The organism is Ruegeria sp. ABD4_443 (assembly GCF_056160865.1).
The window spans coordinates 419,105-440,934 of record NZ_JBSWYA010000002.1 but is presented as its reverse complement, the minus strand read 5'-3'; the positions used below and the strand labels follow the sequence as shown (position 1 = coordinate 440,934).

Annotated in this window: 19 protein-coding genes; 13 read left to right on the top strand and 6 right to left on the bottom strand. The window is 61.0% G+C overall.

What is annotated here, in order from left to right; all coding sequences use genetic code 11:
- Nucleotides 1-5: 5 nt before the first annotated feature.
- The 12 genes from ACXAG8_RS06270 to ACXAG8_RS06215 all read left to right on the top strand — a co-directional run bounded on the left by ACXAG8_RS06270 (nucleotide 6) and on the right by ACXAG8_RS06215 (nucleotide 12,908).
- The gene (locus tag ACXAG8_RS06270) at nucleotides 6-254 is read left to right on the top strand and encodes a DUF2484 family protein (protein ID WP_475222907.1); all 249 of its coding nucleotides are present in this window, start codon (nucleotides 6-8) and stop codon (nucleotides 252-254) included.
- Entirely contained in the window at nucleotides 251-505 is a 255-nt protein-coding gene (locus tag ACXAG8_RS06265) for a DUF2484 family protein (RefSeq protein WP_475222905.1), read from the top strand. Before ACXAG8_RS06270 ends, ACXAG8_RS06265 begins: the two co-directional genes overlap by 4 nt.
- Before the next feature lie 45 nt (nucleotides 506-550).
- Nucleotides 551-1,477 (top strand): UDP-N-acetylmuramate dehydrogenase, encoded by a 927-nt coding sequence (gene murB / locus ACXAG8_RS06260; RefSeq protein ID WP_475222904.1) that lies wholly within the window; start codon nucleotides 551-553, stop codon nucleotides 1,475-1,477.
- Between the two features lie 106 nt (nucleotides 1,478-1,583).
- Entirely contained in the window at nucleotides 1,584-2,504 is a 921-nt protein-coding gene (locus tag ACXAG8_RS06255) for a D-alanine--D-alanine ligase (protein ID WP_475222903.1), read from the top strand.
- On the top strand, nucleotides 2,492-3,499 hold the full coding sequence (locus tag ACXAG8_RS06250; protein ID WP_475222902.1) for a cell division protein FtsQ/DivIB: 1,008 nt from the start codon (nucleotides 2,492-2,494) through the stop codon (nucleotides 3,497-3,499). Before ACXAG8_RS06255 ends, ACXAG8_RS06250 begins: the two co-directional genes overlap by 13 nt.
- Before the next feature lie 7 nt (nucleotides 3,500-3,506).
- Complete coding sequence (gene ftsA, locus ACXAG8_RS06245; protein WP_475223116.1) at nucleotides 3,507-4,841, top strand: cell division protein FtsA; 1,335 nt, start codon at nucleotides 3,507-3,509, stop codon at nucleotides 4,839-4,841.
- Nucleotides 4,828-5,253: a hypothetical protein gene (locus ACXAG8_RS06240; protein WP_475222901.1), complete on the top strand. Its 426-nt coding sequence runs from the start codon at nucleotides 4,828-4,830 to the stop codon at nucleotides 5,251-5,253. The genes ftsA and ACXAG8_RS06240 overlap by 14 nt, the downstream gene beginning before the upstream one ends.
- 348 nt (nucleotides 5,254-5,601) lie before the next feature.
- Nucleotides 5,602-7,218, top strand: a complete 1,617-nt coding sequence (gene ftsZ / locus ACXAG8_RS06235) for a cell division protein FtsZ (protein WP_475222900.1) — start codon at nucleotides 5,602-5,604, stop codon at nucleotides 7,216-7,218.
- A 214-nt stretch (nucleotides 7,219-7,432) separates the two neighbouring features.
- Nucleotides 7,433-8,353, top strand: a complete 921-nt coding sequence (gene lpxC, locus ACXAG8_RS06230; RefSeq protein WP_475222899.1) for a UDP-3-O-acyl-N-acetylglucosamine deacetylase — start codon at nucleotides 7,433-7,435, stop codon at nucleotides 8,351-8,353.
- A 126-nt stretch (nucleotides 8,354-8,479) separates the two neighbouring features.
- Entirely contained in the window at nucleotides 8,480-9,343 is an 864-nt protein-coding gene (locus tag ACXAG8_RS06225; RefSeq protein WP_475222898.1) for an outer membrane protein assembly factor BamD, read from the top strand.
- A 36-nt stretch (nucleotides 9,344-9,379) separates the two neighbouring features.
- The gene (gene recN, locus ACXAG8_RS06220; protein ID WP_475222897.1) at nucleotides 9,380-11,029 is read left to right on the top strand and encodes a DNA repair protein RecN; all 1,650 of its coding nucleotides are present in this window, start codon (nucleotides 9,380-9,382) and stop codon (nucleotides 11,027-11,029) included.
- A gap of 193 nt (nucleotides 11,030-11,222) precedes the next feature.
- On the top strand, nucleotides 11,223-12,908 hold the full coding sequence (locus ACXAG8_RS06215) for a chloride channel protein (protein ID WP_475222896.1): 1,686 nt from the start codon (nucleotides 11,223-11,225) through the stop codon (nucleotides 12,906-12,908).
- 39 nt (nucleotides 12,909-12,947) lie between these two features.
- Here the strand turns inward: ACXAG8_RS06215 and ACXAG8_RS06210 are convergent, their stop codons facing one another.
- The 5 genes from ACXAG8_RS06210 to ACXAG8_RS06190 form a co-directional block, all read right to left on the bottom strand.
- Nucleotides 12,948-14,006: a Hint domain-containing protein gene (locus ACXAG8_RS06210; protein WP_475222895.1), complete on the bottom strand. Its 1,059-nt coding sequence runs from the start codon at nucleotides 14,004-14,006 to the stop codon at nucleotides 12,948-12,950.
- Between the two features lie 226 nt (nucleotides 14,007-14,232).
- Nucleotides 14,233-14,577: a DUF427 domain-containing protein gene (locus ACXAG8_RS06205; RefSeq protein WP_475222894.1), complete on the bottom strand. Its 345-nt coding sequence runs from the start codon at nucleotides 14,575-14,577 to the stop codon at nucleotides 14,233-14,235.
- A 64-nt stretch (nucleotides 14,578-14,641) separates the two neighbouring features.
- Nucleotides 14,642-16,432: an aminopeptidase P family protein gene (locus ACXAG8_RS06200; protein WP_475223115.1), complete on the bottom strand. Its 1,791-nt coding sequence runs from the start codon at nucleotides 16,430-16,432 to the stop codon at nucleotides 14,642-14,644.
- Nucleotides 16,433-16,517: 85 nt separating this feature from the next.
- Complete coding sequence (cobT, locus tag ACXAG8_RS06195) at nucleotides 16,518-18,395, bottom strand: cobaltochelatase subunit CobT (RefSeq protein WP_475222893.1); 1,878 nt, start codon at nucleotides 18,393-18,395, stop codon at nucleotides 16,518-16,520.
- 99 nt (nucleotides 18,396-18,494) lie between these two features.
- Nucleotides 18,495-18,899 carry a hypothetical protein gene (locus tag ACXAG8_RS06190; RefSeq protein ID WP_475222892.1) on the bottom strand — a complete coding sequence of 135 codons (405 nt, stop codon included), beginning with the start codon at nucleotides 18,897-18,899 and terminating at the stop codon, nucleotides 18,495-18,497.
- 320 nt (nucleotides 18,900-19,219) lie between these two features.
- Between ACXAG8_RS06190 and ACXAG8_RS06185 the strand changes: the two genes are divergently transcribed.
- Nucleotides 19,220-20,248: a hypothetical protein gene (locus ACXAG8_RS06185; RefSeq protein ID WP_475222891.1), complete on the top strand. Its 1,029-nt coding sequence runs from the start codon at nucleotides 19,220-19,222 to the stop codon at nucleotides 20,246-20,248.
- Nucleotides 20,249-20,334: 86 nt separating this feature from the next.
- Here ACXAG8_RS06185 and ACXAG8_RS06180 read toward each other — a convergent pair whose 3' ends face one another.
- A complete protein-coding gene (locus tag ACXAG8_RS06180) occupies nucleotides 20,335-21,825 on the bottom strand; it encodes a glycosyltransferase family 25 protein (RefSeq protein ID WP_475222890.1) in 1,491 nt (496 codons plus the stop codon).
- Between the last annotated feature and the right edge of the window lie 5 nt (nucleotides 21,826-21,830).

Here is a 21,830-nt window from a genome sequence, read left to right as displayed (position 1 = left end):
GGCGAATGGAGTTATCAGTGGTTTTTGCCGCGCTCTGGGTCATCAGCGCCACCATCGTCGCGCTGCTGCCGATGCGAATGCAATTCCCACCGGGTGTGGTGCTGCTGATTTGCGCGCCGGTTCTGGTTATCTGGCTGGGGCAGGATTTCGGATTGATCATTGCGACGCTGGCGATTGCCGCCTTTGTGTCCATGTTCCGAAAGCCGCTGCGCTTTTATTGGTGCAAATGGGTTGCGCGCGAGGTGGGCGAGTGAACTGGTCTATTGCTCTTGCCGGTCTCTGGGGGGTGGCCGCGAATGTGCTGGCGATGATCCCAAGCAAGGACAACCACTGGACCCGAGCCTATGTCCTGATAGCGGTCGGCATACCGATCCTTGGGTTTGTCACCTATCAGAATGGCCCCTGGGTCGGGCTGCTGGTCCTGGCGGCGGGCATGTCGGTCTTGCGCTGGCCGGTGATCTATCTTGGCCGGTGGATGCGCCGGATGTTCCGGTCGGCATCCTGACGGTTCCGGGTTGCTTTGACGGGGCAATTCCGCGATCTAGCATACATGACAACTCTTCCCACTCCTCGCGGCAGGCTTTCTGAAAACCGTGCCCTGAACGACCTGACCTGGCTGCGCGTCGGCGGTCCGGCGGACTATTTGTTTCAACCTGCCGACGTTAAGGATCTTCGGGATTTTCTGCGAGACCTGCCCCCAGAAATACCCGTCTTTCCGATGGGTGTCGGGTCCAACCTGATTGTGCGCGATGGCGGGCTGCGGGCCGTGGTGATCCGGCTTGGGCGCGGTTTCAACACGATTTCAACCGATGGCGGCATCGTGACCGCGGGTGCTGCGGCGCTGGATGCGCATGTTGCACGCCAGGCTGCGGATGCAGGGATCGACCTGACCTTTCTGCGCACCATTCCCGGCTCGGTCGGGGGGGCGGTGCGGATGAATGCGGGTTGCTATGGCAGCTACACCGCTGATGTGCTGCGCAAAGCCACCATTGTCACGCGCGCCGGAGACCTGGTGGAGCTTGCCCCCGATGATCTCAACTTCCGATACCGCCAAACCGACCTGCCCGAAGGCGCGGTCCTGATCTCGGCCACGTTCGATGGGCCGTCGGGCGACCCGGCCGAGCTGCACGCGCGCATGGAGGCCCAGCTGAAAAAGCGTGACGAGACGCAACCGACCAGGGACCGCAGTGCCGGTTCGACCTTTCGCAACCCTGCAGGGTTCTCGTCGACCGGGCGTGCTGATGACGTTCACGACCTGAAGGCGTGGAAGGTGATAGACGATGCAGGTATGCGCGGTGCCCGCCGGGGCGGTGCGCAAATGAGCGAAAAGCACTCGAATTTCCTGATCAATACCGGGGATGCCACCGCCGAAGACCTCGAATCGCTGGGCGAGCAGGTGCGAAAAAAGGTTTACGAAACAAGCGGTATCACGCTAGAGTGGGAAATCATGCGGGTCGGTGACCCGGTGAAAGATTAAAGCCCCATCCGTCAGACCAAAAACAGGCAAATTCAGGCGGCGGATCAAAGGCATAAACGCAGTACGGACCACGACATAAGGTCCGGGGACATTGAGGCGCACGAACGTGGGTAGGTCGAGCAGGACAAACCCCAAAGTGGCGGTATTGATGGGCGGCCCCTCGGCGGAACGCGAGGTGTCTCTCAGCTCTGGGCGCGAATGCGCAGCCGCCCTACGGGGAGAAGGCTTTGAAGTGGTCGAACTGGACGCAGGTCCCGACCTTTATGCACGCCTGCAGGACATCAAGCCCGATGTGATCTTTAACGCCCTGCACGGCCGCTGGGGCGAGGATGGCTGTGTGCAGGGCATTCTGGAATGGATGCGCATTCCCTACACCCATTCCGGTGTTCTGGCCTCGGCCCTGGCCATGGACAAACAGCGCAGCAAACAGGCGTTCCGCGTTGCCGGGTTGCCCGTCGCAGACAGCGTGATCGTGCCCAAGGCCGATGTCATGGCCAAACACGTCATGGAACCGCCTTACGTGGTCAAGCCAAACAATGAAGGGTCCAGCGTCGGTATCTATCTGGTCCACGAGGCGGCCAACGGCCCACCGCAGCTGTCCGACGACATGCCCGCGCAGGTCATGGTCGAACAATACGTGGCGGGGCGCGAACTGACCGTGACCGTAATGGGCGACCGCGCCCTGACCGTCACCGAGATCATGACGGACGGGTGGTATGACTATGACGCCAAGTACAAGCCGGGCGGGTCCTGGCATGTTCTTCCGGCGGAAATCCCGTCGGATATCGCCAAACTCTGCCTGGATCATGCGTTGCGCGCGCATCAGGTTCTGGGATGCCGGGGCGTCAGCCGGACGGATTTTCGCTGGGACGAAGCCCAGGGGGCGGATGGCCTGTTTCTGCTGGAAACCAATACCCAGCCCGGAATGACGCCGACATCGCTTGTTCCCGAACAGGCCGAGTATCGGGGGCAGACCTTTGGTCAGTTATGCGCCTGGATGGTGGAGGATGCCTCATGCGATCGATAGGTGCAGCCCGGGCTTTGGTCATTCATCGCAGCAAACTGCCTGGCGGCCCGGATGCCGGTTTTGAAGATGTGCAGCCAGAGGGTCTGGAGGTTCAGCCAAAAATGCGGCTGAGGGGCGCGCGGTTGTTTGGCCGGTCAGCGCGACCGTCGGACCCGGCACCGTCGCGGCTGAGCTATCGGTATCAGCGGTGGATGCTGACGCCGGGTATTCGGCTGGGTGTGCGGCTTGGCTTGCCTTTGGTTGTCCTGGCCGGTGTGCTGGGGATGTATTTTGCCGCCGAAGACCGCCGCGAGGCGGTTTCGGCCTATGTCGCGGATCTGCGCAGGTCTATTCAGGAACGCCCCGAATTCATGGTCAACCTCATGGCCATTGACGGCGCGGGAACCGGGCTGGCCCAGGATATCCGCGAGGTCGTGCCGCTGGATTTCCCGCTTAGTTCCTGGGACCTGGATGTCGAGCAGATCCGGGATCTGATCGCGGGGCTTGATCCGGTGAAATCGGCCACGGTGCGCATTCGTCCGGGCGGGATCTTGCAGGTCGACGTGGTCGAGCGTCAGCCGATCATCGTCTGGCGAACCCGAAATGGCATTGAACTGCTGGACGAAACGGGCGCGCATGTGGACACGATTGCCGCCCGGTCGGACCATGCGGACCTGCCCCTGATTGCAGGCGCAGGCGCCGACGCTCATGTCGGTGAGGCGCTTGAAATTCTGAAAACCTCTCGCAGCCTTGGCGAACGCGTGCGCGGTTTGGTCCGCATTGGCGAGCGGCGCTGGGACCTGGTCCTGGACCGGGGTCAGCGCATCATGCTGCCGGTGGACCGGCCAGTGCGCGCGCTGGAACGGGTGTTGGCCGTCAACGAGGTGCAGGACCTGTTGGAACGCGATGTCTCGGTCGTGGACATGCGCCTGGGCCAGCGTCCGACAATCAGGATGACCAAAGCCGCCAGCGAAGACTGGTGGAATACAAAAGTGACAGTGGGTAACGGGCAATAGTACAATGATGACCGATCTTTATCAGTCCCAGCGGGCGATGCGGCAAATGCGCAGGCAGGCGATGCAACGCGGTGTTGTTGCCATTCTTGACGTGGGCAGTTCCAAGATTGCCTGCCTTGTTTTGCGTTTTGATGGCACTGGGCGGCTTAGCGAAGATAACTCGATTGGGTCCATGGCCGGGCAGACCGGTTTCCGCGTCATTGGCGCGGCCACGACGCGGTCGCGCGGAGTTCAGTTCGGCGAGGTCACCGCCATGCAGGAAACCGAGCGGGCCATCCGCACGGCACTGCAGGCGGCGCAAAAGATGGCCGATATCCGTGTCGATCATGTCATCGCGTGTTTTTCCGGGGCGAACCCGCGGTCCTATGGTCTGGATGCGCAGGTGGACCTGGAGGGGCAACTGGTGACCGAGGCCGAAGTCGGCCGGGTCCTGAGCGCCTGCGATGTGCCCGACTACGGGGCAGGGCGCGAGGTCCTGCACGCACAGCCCGTGAACTTTGCCCTGGACAACCGGTCCGGCCTGATCGACCCGCGTGGGCAATTGGGTCAGTCTCTGGCGGTCGATATGCACATGCTGACCGTTGACGCCGTGGCGATCCAGAACATCGTGCGCTGTATCAAGCGCTGTGACCTGGAACTGGCCGGGATTGCGAACTCGGCCTATGTCTCCGGCGTGTCTGCCCTGGTCGAGGATGAACAGGAACTGGGTGCGGCCTGTATCGACATGGGCGGTGGAACGACCAGCGTGTCCATCTTTATGAAAAAGCACATGATCTATGCCGATTGCGTGCGCATGGGCGGCGATCATGTGACCAGCGACATTTCCATGGGGCTGGGGGTTCCGGCCTCGGTCGCGGAACGCATCAAGACATTCAACGGCGGCGTGCATGCCACCGGTGCCGATGATCGCGACATGATCGATATCGGTGGCGATACCGGCGATTGGGAACATGACCGGCGCACCGTCAGCAGGGCCGAGCTGATTGGCATCATGCGTCCGCGCGTCGAAGAAATCCTTGAAGAGGTCCGGTCGCGGCTGGATGCGGCCGGGTTCGAACATATGCCCAGCCAGCAGATTGTCCTGACCGGCGGAGGCAGCCAGATCATGGGGTTGGACGGTCTCGCCAGCCGTATCCTCGGACAAAGGGTCCGTCTTGGCCGCCCGCTTCGCGTGCACGGCCTGCCGCAATCGGCGACCGGACCGGGGTTTTCCTCGGCCGTTGGTCTCAGCTTGTTTGCCGCCCATCCGCAGGATGAGTGGTGGGATTTCGAAATTCCGGTCGACACCTACGCCGCGCGCCCCTTCAAGCGGGCGGTCCGGTGGTTCCGTGACAATTGGTAGGCCGTCCAGCCTTGCGCTTGCCGGTCTTGCCGCGCTCGGTTGGGGCGGTGGGGCCAGGGCGCAGACTGCCATAACGCCCGACGCCTTTCTGGATGCGGCAGCCGGAAATACGTTGACCTTTTATGAAATCCGAACCGGCGCCCTGGTCGGAACCGAGCAATTCCTCAGCCGAACGGTCTCGGTTTGGAAGGAAGAAGGCGAGGGGTGCGTATATGGCCAGATAACTACGCCCAACGGGCAGGTGTGTTTCCTGTATGACAACGATCCGGACGGCGTCCCGGTCTGTTGGTGGCCCTTCGAACACCAAGGCCGTCTGATGGTGCGTCTGGCCACAATTTTTGACGGCGAGATACAAGAGGTGCGCAGCATCACGGACAGGGATCTGAACTGCCCCGGCGCTCCGATCAGCTGAAGAAACCGGTTGCGGCGCGGCGATTTATCCCTAAAGATATCCACAAGGGCCACCAAGGCCCAGCGGCAGGACCTGAGCAGTTTTCCGCAAGTGAGTTAATGGTTGCACGGTTTGGTGCGCGCTGCAGGAACAGCCGCGTCGGCTTGGTGTGCCTAGTGGCCACATCGCACGGTTCCGCAATATCTGGCGGGGTGTGCGAAATGCCGCTGATATTCGCCATATTTCCTCCATATTTTGTGGTTTTCCGCGATTTTTGACGTGACGTTTGACGTCGAGAGCGGTAGAATCACAGGCGGATAGGTAAGAAAAACACCGCTTTGCGGGAACATAAATACAGGCGGACAGAGCATGACATTGAATCTTTCGATGCCCGGGCACGACGAACTTAAGCCTCGGATTACGGTATTTGGCGTTGGCGGCGCTGGCGGCAATGCCGTGAACAACATGATTGAAAAGCAGTTGGACGGTGTGGACTTCGTCGTGGCCAACACCGATGCGCAGGCGCTGCAGCAAAGCCATTCCTCGGCGCGGGTGCAACTGGGCGTCAAGGTCACCGAAGGGCTGGGCGCGGGCGCGCGTCCGTCGGTTGGGGCCTCTGCCGCCGAAGAAAGCATCGAACAGATCGTTGACCACCTTGCTGGTGCGCATATGTGCTTTATCACTGCAGGCATGGGCGGCGGCACCGGTACGGGCGCGGCTCCGATCATTGCGCAGGCGGCGCGTGAACTTGGCGTTTTGACCGTTGGTGTCGTGACCAAGCCGTTCCAGTTCGAAGGTGCCAAGCGCATGCGGCAGGCCGAAGACGGCGTTGAGGCGCTGCAAAAGGTTGTCGATACGCTGATCATCATCCCCAACCAGAACCTGTTCCGGCTGGCCAACGAAAAGACCACCTTTACCGAAGCGTTTTCGATGGCGGATGACGTTCTGCACCAGGGCGTCAAAGGCGTGACCGACCTGATGGTGCGTCCGGGTCTGATCAACCTCGATTTTGCCGACGTTCGCGCCGTGATGGACGAGATGGGTAAGGCGATGATGGGCACCGGCGAAGCGACTGGCGAAGATCGCGCCATTCAGGCCGCCGAAAAGGCGATTGCCAATCCCCTGCTGGACGAAATCAGCCTCAAGGGCGCCAAGGGCGTTCTGATCAACATCACCGGGTCGCATGACCTGACCCTGTTCGAACTGGACGAGGCGGCCAACCGCATCCGCGAGGAGGTCGACCCCGAGGCGAACATCATCGTGGGGTCTACGCTTGATACCGAAATGGAAGGCGCCATGCGCGTTTCCGTTGTCGCAACGGGTATCGATGCCAGCGACGTTCAGGCCGACGCGCCGATCGCTCGCCGCCCGATGGCGGCACCGCTGTCCCGCCCGGTCCCGACCGAAGAGCCGGTCCAGGAAGAGATGATCGCCGCTGACGAGGCTCCGGCCCCGAGCGAGCCGGTTCGCGAACCTTCGCTGTTCGAAGCGGCCGAAGAACAGGTGGCAGAGCCTGCGCCGCGGTATGAGCCGCATCAGGCACAGGTTCAGGATGACGACGGCCTGCCGCCGCCAGCCTATCAGCCGCGCGTGGCCGAGTTCGAGCCGCAGCCCGATCTGACAGAGGTTGCACCCGAGCAATATGCCGCCCCCGCAGAAGCAACGCCTGGAACCCCGTCGCCCGAAGCCCTGCAGCGCTTGCAGGCGGCCGTTCAGAACGTTCCGTCATCCAAGCAGCGGCTGACCGCATCACGCCCGCAAGAGCCGGTCGCCCAACCGCAGCCAGAAGCGGAAGACCGGCCACGTTTTGGCTTCAACCGCCTGATCGACCGGATGACCGGCCACGCGGCGGATACACCGGCTCAGCCGGTGCGACAGCAGCCGGAAATGCGCCAAACTGACGTTACGGCACCTGCCCATGAAGAGGCAGACCCGGACCACGACCGGATTGAAATCCCCGCCTTCCTGCGGCGCCAGGCCAACTGATCGCGGTAACAAAATCATCACAAAGAGCCGCCGTCTGGCGGCTCTTTTTTGTTTTTTTTCAATTATGTAAGCTTAGGTAAGCAGGGTTTTGCCGATCTGTCGCAGAACTGTTTCATTCAGTTACAAAGAGTGAGTTGAGCCTTTGCCTCGCCTCGCTTACCTCAGGGTGCAACACAGCCCGGAACAGGCTGGACACCACTCACTGAGGTTCGTTTTGCAACATACGCTCAATTCTCCGGTCACGTTCACAGGGTTCGGCCTGCACAGCGGCAAGCCTGCGAAAATGGTCCTGAGACCGGCGGCGGCTGGCCATGGTATCTGGTTCAAACGTACAGATATCGAGGTTGGCGACACGATGGTGCCTGCGGCCTATGACATGACCGAGCATGTTCCTTTGTGCACGCGTCTGGTCAACACCAGCGGCGTGTCGGTTTCGACCGTCGAACATATCATGGCGGCTTTGGCTGGCTGTGGCGTCCACAACGTTCTGATTGAAATCGACGGCCCCGAAGTGCCGGTGATGGATGGCTCGTCCGTATCGTTCGTCCGTACCATCATGGCAGCCGGTCTGCGTCGGCAGGCGGCCCCGGTTCTGGCCTTTGAGATACTCAAGCCGGTCAGCATCAGCCACAATGGCGGCACGGCCAGCCTGATCCCGTCGGAAAATTTCGAAATCGAATTCACGATTGATTTCGAGGACAAGATCATCGGCCGCCAGACCTATTGCCTGAATATGTCGAACGGGTCTTTTGCGCGCGAACTGAGTGATAGCCGCACTTTCTGCCGCAAGGCCGATGTGGATGCGATGCGCGAAAACGGTCTTGCCCAGGGCGGCACGCTGGACAACGCGGTGGTTGTCGACGGTGAAACTGTTTTGACACCGGGCGGTCTGCGCCACCAGAACGAGGCGGTCCGCCACAAGATGCTGGACGCGTTTGGCGATCTTTACCTGGCCGGTGGCCCGATTCTGGGCCGGTATGTGGGCGAACGTTCGGGGCACACCGCAACCAACAAGCTGCTGCGCAAGCTGTTTGAAACACCGGGGGCCGTGCGCCCGATCCTGTGTACGCCCGAACAGGCTGCCCGCTTGCCGGGGCAGGGGCTTGTCATGGATGAAATCCCGCAAGTCGCCTGATCGGAACACCGTTGGCAGACAATCGCATCTGCGCGCGGATAAGACGTTTTGCACCGGAATTTTATGTGCTAGACCAAAGCCCAATCCGGGGTTACCCCAAGAGACAATACGACTAGGATGGGCGGTATGGTTGGCAGCAAAGCGGCAGTCAGGCTTGCGGGTGCATTTCTTCTGGCAGCCACTCTGACGGCATGCGGTAACGCGGGTGGGCTGTTCGGCAACAAGGGTGCTGACCGCAGCCAGAACCTTGAAGGCTATACTCCGGAACAGATCTATACGCGCGGCGAATATGAGCTGGCGCAGAACCGGTCCGACGATGCCGCATGGTATTTTTCCGAGGTCGAACGGCTGTACCCTTATTCCGACTGGGCGAAACGGTCGCTGATCATGCAGGCGTTTTCCTTTCATGCCGACAAGAATTACGAGGAAAGCCGCGCCGCCGCGCAGCGTTATATCGATTTCTACCCAACCGACGAAGATGCGGCATATGCCCAGTATCTTTTGGCGCTCAGCTATTATGACCAAATCGACGAAGTTGGTCGCGACCAGGGCCTGACATTCCAGGCGCTGCAATCCCTGCGCACGGTGATCGAAGTCTATCCTGACAGCGAATATGCCACCTCGGCTGTGCTGAAGTTTGACCTGGCCTTTGATCACCTGGCAGGCAAAGAGATGGAAATCGGGCGCTATTACCTGCGTCAGGATCACTATACCGCTGCGATCAACCGGTTCCGCGTTGTTGTCGAAGATTTCCAGACCACATCCCATACAGCCGAGGCGCTGTATCGTCTGGTCGAAGCATATCTGTCGCTGGGTCTGGTGAACGAGGCACAGTCCGCCGGTGCGATTCTGGGTTACAACTATCAATCCTCGGAATGGTATGACAGCGCCTACAAGCTGTTGACCTCGCGTGGTCTGGACCTCAAGAGCCGGGGCGACAACTGGCTCAGCACGATCTACCGGCAGACCATCAAGGGTGAGTGGTTGTAATCGTCATGGCTGTTGGCTTGGGACGCTGGTAACCCGATGCTGCGCGCCCTCGATATCCGCGACATGCTGATCATCGACCGGCTGGACCTTGTGTTCCAGCCGGGCCTGAACGCTTTGACCGGCGAAACCGGGGCAGGCAAGTCGATCTTGCTGGATTCCCTTGGCTTTGTGCTGGGTTGGCGCGGGCGTGCGGAATTGGTGCGCCAGGGGGCCGCGCAGGGCGAGGTCGTGGCCGAGTTCGAGTTGGCCGACGACCACCCGGCCCATGCGGTTCTGGCCGAGGCGGGGCTGCCGGGTGGATCGGAACTGATCCTGCGCAGGATCAACACGGCCGAGGGGCGCAAGACCGCCTGGGTCAATGACCGCAGATGCTCGGGCGAGGTATTGCGCGCCTTGTCTGATACCCTGATCGAACTGCACGGCCAGCATGACGACCGCGGTCTTCTGAACCCGCGGGGGCATCGTGCGATGCTTGATGCCTATGCCGGAACAGCAGAGCAGATTGCAGCCGTGCGCGCCGCATGGGCCGAAATGGCCCGCGCGCGCAAGGCGCTTGAGGCAACCGAGGCCGCGTTGCAGGCGATGCAGGCCGAGGAAGAGTTCCTGCGCCATTCGGTTGCCGAACTCGACCAGCTTGACCCGCAACCCGGCGAGGATGCGGAACTTGATGCGCGCCGCCGCATGATGCAGGGCGCCGAACGTATTCGCGACGATGTCGCCCGCGCCTTTGCCCTGTTGGGCGGTGACGGTGCCGAAGGCGCGATGGCCGATGCGCTGCGATGGCTGGAAGGGGTGTCCGACAATGCCGGGGGCCAGTTGGAAGAGCCCATCACCGCCCTGGGCCGCGCGCTGATCGAGTTGGGCGAAGCGCAGGATGGCGTCAACGCCTGCCTGCAGGCGCTGGACGTCAACCCGGCAGAATTGGAGCAGGCCGAGGAGCGCCTTTTTGCAATTCGGGCCCTGGCCCGCAAGCACGACGTGACGCCTGATGAACTGGGCACGTTCGCCGAAACTCTGCGGGAACGGTTGCACCGCCTGGATGCGGGCGATGCCGATCTTTCCGACCGCCGCGCGGCCTTGTCCTCGGCACAGGGCGCATATGATAAGGCCGCCGAGGCCCTGAGCGTCATGCGCCACAAGGCGGCCGGACAGCTGGATGCCGCCGTCATGACCGAACTTGCGCCGCTCAAGATGGAGCGCGCTGTGTTTTGCACAGAAATCACCCCGGCCGAGGCTGGCCCCGAAGGGACCGACGCGGTTGCATTCACGGTTGCAACAAACCCCGGCGCACCGTCCGGGCCTTTGAACAAGATCGCCTCCGGCGGTGAACTGAGCCGGTTTCTTCTGGCTCTCAAGGTTTGTCTGACGGGCGAACGCAGCGCCCGCACGATGATCTTCGACGAAATCGACCGCGGTGTCGGCGGGGCCACGGCCGATGCGGTCGGACGGCGCCTGTCTGCGCTTGCGCAGGGCGGGCAGGTACTGGTTGTCACGCATTCTCCGCAGGTGGCGGCGCGTGCACAGCATCACTGGCGGGTGCAGAAACAGGTGGCGGATGGGCAGACCTTGTCATCGGTCGTCCCGCTGTCCGCAGATGACCGGGTTGACGAGATTGCCCGGATGGTCGCGGGAGACACCATAACCGACGAGGCACGCGCGGCCGCACGGGCGCTGTTGCATCCGTGATGCAATCTTGCCGCGCCTGGCCCCTTGCTGGGGTGCCATGCGGCTTTTCTATGGATCGAAGGTCATTTAGTAAGAACATTAAGACGTTCATGAACGCTGGATTCTCCGGTTCCGCGCAGTGGCTCGCCGCTGGCTGTGTGTTTTGTTCGGGGGCAGGCCGATCTGAACGGTAAAGGATGACCCGAGGGGGCAAATGACCCAGTCGACAGGCACCGTTCTTCGGAACCAGCTGAATCAGGCCATATCTGCCATCAAGGATGCCTGGCGTGTCATGCGCCGCAGGGGCCCCAGCCAGATCCAGTTTTGGTTCATCGCGCTGGCGATCGGTATTGCCGCGGGGTTCATGGCGCTTGGCTTTCGCAAGGCCATTCAGGCGTTGCAAGCCTATATCTACGATACCGAAGACATCCTGATGCTGCACAGCCATGTCGAGAAATTGCCGTGGCTGCTGATCCTGATCACGCCCATCATCGGCGGCCTGATCGTGGGGGTGATCCTGCACAGGTTCACAGATGACGGCCGGGTGCGGTCGGTTGCGGATGTGATCGAAGGGGCGGCCGTGACGGACGGTCGGGTGGAAACCAAGGCGGGGTTCGCGTCGCTTCTGGCATCCTTGATCACGCTCAGTTCTGGCGGGTCGACAGGCCGCGAAGGGCCGGTCGTCCATATGGCAGGGGTCATTTCAACCTGGGTCAGTGACCGGATACATGCAGATGGGATCACGGGCCGGGATCTTTTGGGATGTGCCGTTGCCGCCGCAGTCTCGGCCAGCTTCAATGCCCCGATTGCCGGGGCCTTGTTCGCGCTCGAGGTCGTCCTGCGCCACTTTGCCGTGCACGCCTTTGCGCCGATTGTCATTGCCTCGGTCGCGGGAACCGTCATCAACCGCCTGGCATATGGCGACGTTACCGAGTTTGCGCTGAACACGCCCGGGTCCTTGCAGTTCTACGTGGAACTTCCCGCATTCCTGATGCTGGGGCTGATCTGCGGGCTGGTATCCCTGTTGTTGATGCGGTCGATCTTTTTTGCCGAAGATATCGGAAACCATATCCAAAGCCGCCTGTCTTTGCCGGGGTGGTTGCGACCGGGTATTTCGGGGGCCATGCTGGGGCTTCTGGCGATTTGGTTCCCCCATATCATCGGGGTCGGCTATGAGACCACGATGCGCGCCCTGAGCGGGGACCTGGTCCTGACCACCGCCATCCTGTTCGCGGTGATCAAGACGATCGCGGTGGCCATTACCATGGGTGGCCGCATGGGCGGGGGGGTGTTTTCCCCATCCCTGATGATTGGCGCATTGACCGGGCTGGCATTCGGGCTGATCGCCACAGGCTTGTTGCCGCATGTGTCGGGCACGCATACCCTTTACGCCTTTGCCGGGATGGGGGCCGTTGCCGCGGCGGTGCTGGGTGCGCCAATTTCAACCACGCTGATCGTGTTCGAACTGACCGGAGACTGGCAAATCGGCCTGGCGGTGATGGTGTCGGTTTCCATGTCCACGGCGCTGGCGTCGCGGCTGGTGGACCGGTCCTTTTTCCTGACACAGCTGGAACGCCGGAACGTGCACCTGGCCGCAGGGCCGCAGGCCTATTTGCTGGCCATGTTGCGGGCGGGTTCGGTCATGCGCCCCCTTGAGGCCGACGGATCGCTTACCGCAGCCGAGGCACAGGCGCTGGTGGAACAGGGACTGTGTGTCCGGGCAAGCGACACCCTCGAAGCGGCCATGCCGTATTTTGACCGGGGCGACATTGCCAGCATTCCTGTTGTCGTTACGGACGACGATGGGCGTGAATGCCCCGTCGGGGCGTTGCTGCATGTCGATGCGCTAAAAGCTTATAACCGGGCGCTGGCAGCGACCGCCGCAGAAGAACATTCCTGATCCGGGACCGGGATTGCTCAAACCTTCTGTCGGCCAGTGCTATGGCTGGATATCACTAAGCAATGGTTTGCGATTCTTGACATGCCGGGCCACCAGGGCGCGCATTTGCTTGCCCGTGGGGGGCGTGGCACGGGCCAATGGCGGCGCATAGGATTGCGACTGGATTTCAGGGAACAACTCGGCAATTTCCGCCCGCGCCTCGGCGCCGACGCCTGCAAGGGCACCGGGTCCGGTAAACAGGCTTTCGCTGGGGGCGCTTTCTGCAAACACGACCTCATGCTGATCGAACAGCAAATGAAAATACGTAACAGAATGGACGTTTTCTTCGACTGTGATACCTGGAATCCCGACCAGTTTGTTGGCCGGCACCAGAACCTCTTCCGAAGAGAACATCCGTGCCGCGATCGGTGATCGAACCAGCATTCGGTGCTGCGGCGAAACGACAAGATCGCTTTCGGGCAGCCCATCCCCAAGCGCGCCCCTGGATATTCTGATCGGGCGCAGCTTTGGCTTTCTCGCCAGGTCGATCCGATCCAATGCGCGCGACCCGATCCAACGCACGGTTTGCGGTCCATGATCCAGCGTCATCACCGCATCACCGACCTGCAACATTTCAATCGGCCGCGGACCTTCAGGGGTGGCGATGCGGGTGCCAGCGGCAAAGCACGGGACCGTCGTGTCAATGTCGATGCTCGGGCCGTTGTCGACAATTCCATTGATCGTCAATGGTGTGTTCAATGGCGGCACGGCCCCGCCGAGAAAGGCCATGAAATAGCCATCCTCGCTGTCGATCCCGATCGAGTGGCCGTTGCCGTTTATGTCATAGTCAAACAGACCGATCTGATAGACGTTTGTGCCGTCTGTTACTTCGATCGTATAATCCCAGTAGATTATCTCGCCATTATAGGTCTGGGTCGGGTCGTTTGCGGTCTCGTTCGAGGCGCTGTCACCACTGAATACGGTACCGTCGGCGCCCTCTTCGATGGTGATCTGACTATAGGCGGAGATCTGAAACGTCGTTCCGGTCGCGTCGGTCGCGGCGCCTGTGTCGGACAACGTGGAATCGGTGCGAAATGCACCATAGATGGTAGTCGGCATGAAACCCGGCCCTTACTGGTAAACTATGCGTAACAAGACGCGTATAACGCCTGTTCCTGCGGCTCTACCAGTGAAATTCGACATTTATTGGGCGTGGTCAGGGTATCTTGCCCCACGCCCCGGCACATTGCCCCAAAGAGTGACCGAGCAAGCCGCCGGGTCAACAACCCGGCCCGCGCGGGGCGGGCGCCATACATCGCCCGTGACCGAACCGGCCCAACAAGGGTCAGATCTGTTCAACCTTGACGCTGTCGCTTGGGTAAAACGCCAGGTAGCCCTTGATCTCGGCAACCCCTGCAATCGGGTCCTCATAGCTCCAGGCGGCGTTTTCCGTGGTCGACGACTTGTTGACGATCGAAAAATGCATCGCATCCCCTTTGTGAGGGCAATGGGTCACCTTGTCCGTCCGGTCCAGAAACGCCATCGCGATATCTGAGCGGGGGAAATAGATCACAGGCGCCAGGTCGCCTTCGGCAAGCTCCAGCGCATTTGTCGTTTCGCCCAGAATTGCGCCACCTGACCGCACGCTCCATTTGCCGCTTGCTTTGCGGATCGTGATGAGTTCTGTCATCCCCGTTTCCTTCCCATTCTCATTCAGGGCCTCTCCTGTGCCCGGTCATTGTAACACTCCGGTGTCACACCGGAGCAGTTGCGGCATCCAGCCACAGTTGGGCATCTGCGCCCAGCCGGTGCCGCGTTTTCTCGGACACGGCGCGGTGATAAGCGTTCAGCCAGTCCCGCTCGGCCTGGCCAAGCAGGTTCACATCAATCAACCGCCGGTCGATCGGCACATAGGTCAGCGTGCGCCAATGCAGCATCGCGCGTTCGGCATCGCCGCCTGGCAGGGCCGGGGCCTCTTCGACGACCAACAGGTTTTCCAGCCGTATACCAAAGGCACCCTCGCGGTAATAGCCCGGCTCGTTCGAAAGGATCATACCCGGTTCCAGCGGCACATGGCTGACGCGCGACAGACGTTGCGGGCCTTCATGCACGCTCAGATACGCACCGACGCCGTGCCCAACCCCATGGTTGAAATCCAGCCCCGCCTGCCACAGGGGCACACGCGCCACGCATTCGATATCGCGCCCCGCCAGCCCGACAGGCCACCGCAGCATGGACATGACGATCATCCCCTTCAACACCCTGGTAAAACACGCCTTTTCGTCTGCCTGGGGGGTGCCAATCGCAATTGTACGCGTGATGTCCGTCGTGCCGTCCAGATATTGCCCGCCGCTGTCCAGAACCAGCAAGTGCCCGTCTTCCAACCTGCTGTCGGTCTCTTCGGTCACCCGGTAATGCATGATGGCCCCGTTGGGGCCGGTCCCTGCAATGGTATCGAACGAGATATCCTGCAGCGCGTTGTCCCTGCGCCGGGATATTTCAAGCTGGCTGACGACCTGCGTTTCGGTCACGCTGCCCGGCGGTTGCGCATCCAGCCAGCACAACAGCTCGATCACAGCCGCGGCATCGCGCAAATGCGCCTCGGCGCTGCCTTCGATCTCGGCCGCATTCTTCCTGGCCTTCGGCAGGGCGCAAGGATCCCCGCCATCCACGGCCCTGTCGCCCAGCACATCCACAACCGCCTGAGGAACCGTGCCCATGTCCACCTGAACCGCGCCGTCCAGCGCATCCAGGGCCTGCTCAAACTCTTGCGGCGCCCGCACAGCGACCTGCGGACCGATTGGTTCGTCCAAACCCTCAAGCTTTCGCGCGTCGATGAACAGATCGACACGTGCATCCGCATGCAAAACGGCAAATCCGTGGGCCACCGGGTTATAGGCGATATCCGATCCACGAATATTCAGCAGCCACATGATCGAATCCGGCAGGGTAATCACCGCCGCTGAACGTCCGGCCTTTCCCAGCGCTGCCGACAAACGCTCGATCTTGCTCTGCGCCGTTTCACCGGCAAACCTGATCGGGTGACGCTTGACCGGGCTTTTCGGCGGCTCTGGCTGATCCGGCCAGATCCGGTCCACCAGGTTTGCGCAGCGGACCAATTCAACCCCGCTGCCCTCCAGGTCCTGCGCGGCCTTGGCGATCTGGCCTGCCGCGTGCAACCACGGATCAAACCCCACCTTTCCGCCCTCTGGCAGGTTTTCCCTAAGCCATGCGCTCAGGCTGACCTCGGGCCAGGGAACCGGCGTGAAATCCGCCGCCACCTGGGCCTTGACCTGAGTGCGATACCGACCGTCGATGAAGACGCCCGCGATATCTTGCAACGCAACACAAAAACCCGCCGACCCGGTGAACCCGGTCAGCCAAGATAACCGTTCGTCCCTTGGTGCAACGTATTCGCCCTGATGCGCATCAGCCCGCGGAACCAGGAACCCATCCAGCCCGTCACGTTTCAATTCCTCGCGCAACGCGGCCAGCCTTGGCGGGCCCTGCTCGGGACGCGCGGTTACGTCAAAGGATTGAAACATCTCATACCTCATGCGCTCGGGCCTCTTGCAAGGGCAGTTCCCTTCACCTTTTGAAAAAATACTCCCGCCGGAGGCAAGGCCGGCTTCAGCTGGCCTTTTTCATCCCCATCACCCGGGCGCGCGCACGCGGATCACTATCGAACAGCGCAGCCAGTTGCTCGGTCATCGCACCGGCCAGCTGTTCCACATCCGTAATCGTCACGGCGCGGTCGTAATACCGCGTCACGTCATGCCCGATGCCGATCGCCAACAGCTCTACCATCTTGCGTTTTTCCACCATCGCGATCACGTCACGTAGGTGTTTTTCAAGATAATTCGCCGGGTTCACACTCAGCGTGGAATCGTCGACCGGCGCGCCATCAGAGATCACCATCAGGATCTTGCGTGCCTCGCGCCGGGCCAGCATCCGGCGATGCGCCCATTCCAGCGCCTCGCCGTCAATGTTTTCTTTCAGCAGGCCCTCTTTCATCATCAGACCCAGATTGGGCCGCGCGCGCCGCCACGGCGCATCCGCCCCCTTGTAGATGATGTGGCGCAGATCGTTCAGACGCCCCGGCTGTTGCGGGCGGCCGTCATTCAGCCACGCCTCACGCGCCAGGCCGCCTTTCCATGCCCGCGTGGTAAAGCCCAGAATCTCGACCTTCACATTGCAGCGTTCCAACGTACGCGCCAGAACATCGGCACAGATGGCAGCAATCGAGATCGGACGCCCCCGCATTGAACCCGAATTGTCCAAAAGCAGCGTCACCACCGTATCGCGGAACTCGGTATCCTTCTCGACCTTAAAGCTCAGCGGAGTGGTCGGGTTGGCCACAACCCGCGCAAGGCGGCCCGCGTCCAGAATGCCTTCCTCGCGGTCGAACTCCCAACTGCGGTTCTGCTGCGCCTGCAGGCGCCGCTGCAGCTTGTTGGCCAAACGGCTGACCGCGCCTTTCAGGGGCTCAAGTTGCTGATCCAGATAAGCGCGCAGGCGTTCCAATTCGGCCGGTTCCGCCAGATCTTCGGCGGCAATCTCTTCATCATGGGCGCTCAGATAGACCTTGTAATCCGGGTCGGCTTCGGATGCGGGCGGCGGGGCGGGCGGCTCCAGCGGGGCTTCGCCTTCGGGCATCTCGGCCTCATCGCCCATCTCATCCTCGGCCATCTCGTCCATCGAGACCTGGGCCTGAGACTGATCCTGCTGTTCTTCCTGGCTTTGCTCAGGCGTCGCGTCGGCATCCTGCTCGTCCTGATCATCCTGACCGGTGCTGTCCGGGTCGGGTTGTTCTTCGGCGCTTTCCTCGGCCTGTTCTTCCTGGTTCTCGTCGATCTCGTCAGGGTCATCCCCCAGCTGATCGCCATAACCAAGGTCCTTGATCATCTGCCGTGCGAACCTGGCAAAGGCGGCCTGGTCGGACAGAACCTCATCAAGGTTTTCAAGGACACCACCGGCCTGTTCTTCGATGAAACCGCGCCACAGCGACATGACGTTATCGGCGGCCGGCGGCAGGTCACGCCCGGTCGCAAGATGCCGGATCAGATATCCCGCGGCCACGGAAAGCGGCGCTTCGGCGGGTTGGCGGCATTGGTCATAGCCGCGCCGGATCGCCTCATGCCCGATCTTCACGTCGATATTTGATGCGGTTCCGGGCATGTCCCGTGCGCCCATCGCCTCGCATCGGGCGGTTTCCATCGCCTCATAGAGATCGCGCGCCATGTCACCGGGTGGTGCATAACGCGCGTGGGTCGCATCGTCATGATACTTGCGCTGCAGCGCCAATGCATCCGCCGTGCCACGGGCCAGCAGGACCTCTTCGCGGGTCATCCGGCGCGACACCTGCGGCAAACGCATCGACTCGCCGGACATGCCTGACGGATCGACCGTGTAAGTTACCGACAATTCGGGGTCATCGGCCATGACCTTGGTGGCCTCGGCAAGGGCCTTCTTGAACGGGTCGGCGGGGTTGTCGTTGGATTTGTTCATCGGCGGCGGGTCCGGGCTTGTTCTGTCCGGGCAACCTAGAACCATTCACTGGCCTTGGCCATAGGGCCAGGGGCGAATTCGCATCACACCAGCGCTGGCTTAAAGAAGGATGTCGCGGCAGACCGAGATTTTGCGGTTGAGCAGCCCCCGCAGGTGGTCAACCGTGGTTTGGTCCAGCCCATAGTCGATATTGGCCAAAAGATACGCGACCTCGGTCCATCCCCGATTCTGCCAGCGCCGGGCCTGAACCGCATCCACACCCTGGGATACGGCGTCAGGCAGAACCGCCTCAAGCAGGGCATCAAACTGGGTGTGAAGATGCGTCAGAGCTTCGGCGTTTTCTTCCTGAAACGAGCGTCGGCGCACGGCCAGCGCCTCTAGCCGCCCGGAACATACGGCAAAAAGCTCAGCACGTTCGGTAACCTTGACCGGCAAAGCGCCGGTTTGGGTGGCGGCAAAGGCGCAGGCGGCGAACAGGCAGGCTTTCAGCTGTGGGTATGTCATGCACATAGATATACCATGAATATGAAAAGTATAAAAACAGTATATACAAGTGATGCATGTTATCCTGCTGCACGTTGCTTTGATGCCCAAACGCTGCGCATCTGGTTCATATCGCGTTGGCGGCCCGCTTTCAGATTTCTGACGACGCCATCAATTGCCGGATGTTCAGATACGGCGGCGCAGTTAGAACACAGTCGGCACAGCAATTTACGCAGATGCCGGGAAACAGGGCCTTTGGGCGTGACATCCCGGTGTCGCGGCGCATAACAGGTAGGAAACCTGTACTGTGGTTCAGGGAAAAGCAAAGCGGGACTGTCGCCATGGGACTCAGAAGATCAATTCGCAAACTGCTGGGTATTGAAAAGCCCCGGTACCAGGAACCCAATGGCTGGTTGTCCGAGAATGTGTTTTGCCAGTCATCCAAAACTCAGCTAAGCGACATTCTGCATCTGTTTGACCCCAAATACACCGACCCGGACCCGGTTAACCTGGTGCATATCGTGAATATGTATCCGGTTGGCGGGCAGTTGGACAATGTCCAACACGCCACGCTGGACAGTATGCAAGCCGCGCGGTCAAATCCGCTGGCAGGCGAGGGCGACACGACCTTTGTTCAGGTGCCGCTGCGCGGGGATGAAGGGCTGTTGGATGGTCGCGACGGCGTAGAGCTCGCCCCGAGCCTCGAGCGGACGGTGTTGGATATTGCCGATTTCCAGGACCCCCGCCCGCTGCCATTGCTGTTTGATATTCTTGAAAACGGTGCCAGCCTTGCCGGGGCCGATGACTATCTGATCTACACCAATTCGGATATCTGCGTTCAGCCCTATTTCTATGGGGCGGTGCGACAACTAATTGCTGCGGGGTTCGATGCGATTTCCATCAACCGCAGAACCTTTGGCGATGAACGCATCACGGCACCCGATCCACTTGCGTTGGGTGAAACCGGACTTTGGCATCCTGGCCATGACTGTTTCATCTTCTCAAAGGCGGTTTTCCAGCGGTTTCTGCGGACCGATTCCTGCCTGGGCAAGGCGGGTGTCATGCAGCCGCTGCTGTTCAACATGGTCGCGCATTCCGATCGTATGCTGATGCTTAAAAACTGTCATTTTACCTTCCATTTTGGCAATGACGTTCCCTGGCGGTCCAAGGGAAATGCGGATTACGCGACGTTCAACTACAACGCGGCAGGTCAAAACCTGCAGGACCTGGTGCGCGACAAGAAAATAGAAAACCGGCTGCGCGATTACTGCGTGAACCACAATGGTATCTGGCGCGTGGCTGAAGACGGCAGCGTGGATATCGGAGCGTGGAAATTGCTGGAAGGCGACCATATCCAGCGCGACGCCTAGTCGCGAAACGATTGCCGGGCAGGCGCCAAGCGTCAGCCGCAATCAGCGATCCGAGCCCGAGCGCACCCCATCCGTTCTGAACCAGTTCAGGTCGCGGTCTGTGCGGCGGGGTTGTCGTATCCGTAGTCCCGGCAATATTCCGCAAGCATGTCCGATACCTGGGGGCTTAGATTGCCCCATACCGCGTGGTCAACCTTGGGCTTTTCATAGTGAACGCCCTTGTACAGCTTTTCGGCGTTTACCGGGCCCAAATCGGTTTCAGGTGCGGTCACGTCAAACCCCTTGGCGGCAAGAAACGCGATCAGCGCGTCGGCATCATGTTCGATCCGAAACACAAAGTCGGGGTTTTGCGCGCGTATGATGCGCGCCCACAGGCACAGCGAGGCGATGGCCCGCTCGATCTCGGTGCTGAAACCGTCCAGGTCAAAACCGGTTTCCTTTTGGATATGTTCACGGCGAAACGCGTAGGACGCCGGCGCGTGCTGGTTTTCGCGCATGATCGAGGGCACCGCCGTTGCCGGGTCGCGGACGGTTTGAACCATGACCTGCCAGTGCAGCGCGCGGCGCGTCTTGGCAACAGGGTCCAGCGCCCACGGGTTTTCAGGGGCATCAACGGCAAACATCCAGGAACTGATCCCGTCGGCGCCGCCCGCTTCATGGCCCACGTCCAACCCGGCCTCGGTGCACAGCTCGGCCACAAAACCCGTGCCGGTCCTTGGGTGGCCAACGCACAGGATGGGGCGATTAAAGACGCGCTGAACATGCTGCCGCATGCGCTGTTCATGTTCTTCGCGTTCAGAATCCATCTTGTGTTTCTTCAGGAATTCCAGCCGGTTTTCCTTGGGGTGGATATGCGAATCCACCGATCCTTCGGACCAGGACAACTCGGATGCCATGGGCGGATAGATCGACACTGAATCCGATTTGTCCGCAACCTGGTGATGCAGAAAAATGTCAGACGTCGTGTCGATCCGTGAAAACCGGTCCAGCAGCTTTTGCGCAAAGGCGGGGGTGATCGCATAGCACGGGTTGGCCTCGTGCACCTTTCGGACGGCACGGAACCTGCGGTACGGGCGGTGCCCGCGGGACTTTGCCCAGCCAAGGCGCAGCAGCATCGGTGTTTCCGGCTGAAAGGCAATCTTGCCCGCGTCAATTCTGGTGCGCAATTTGCGCGCCACCCGTGTTGCCCAGGGGTGCAGAACGATGTCGTCTTCCATGACCAGAACCCGTTCATCGGACTGGCTGGTGCGCCGCCAGATATCCAGATGGCTGGCAAAATTCGCCACCTGGGCCGGGATCAGAACATTGTTGGGGCAGTCGCAAGTTTCCTGACCACAGCGGAAACAGGGGGGGAAACTGGCCACCAGCCCCTGTTGATAGAGGTCCTGAACCTCGGGGTGATCTGGTCGGAACGCGTCATGCCATTCAAACCGGGTGATCCCGAAATCGGCCAGATGCGCGGGCAGGCGGCTGCGCCGCTCTTGCGCGTCATCAAGGCTGAGCACCAGTATCCTGTCGACGACACCTTCGAAAATTCCCAGTCCGGTTGCGGATCGTGTTGGGTCGACGGTCGGCATGCGGG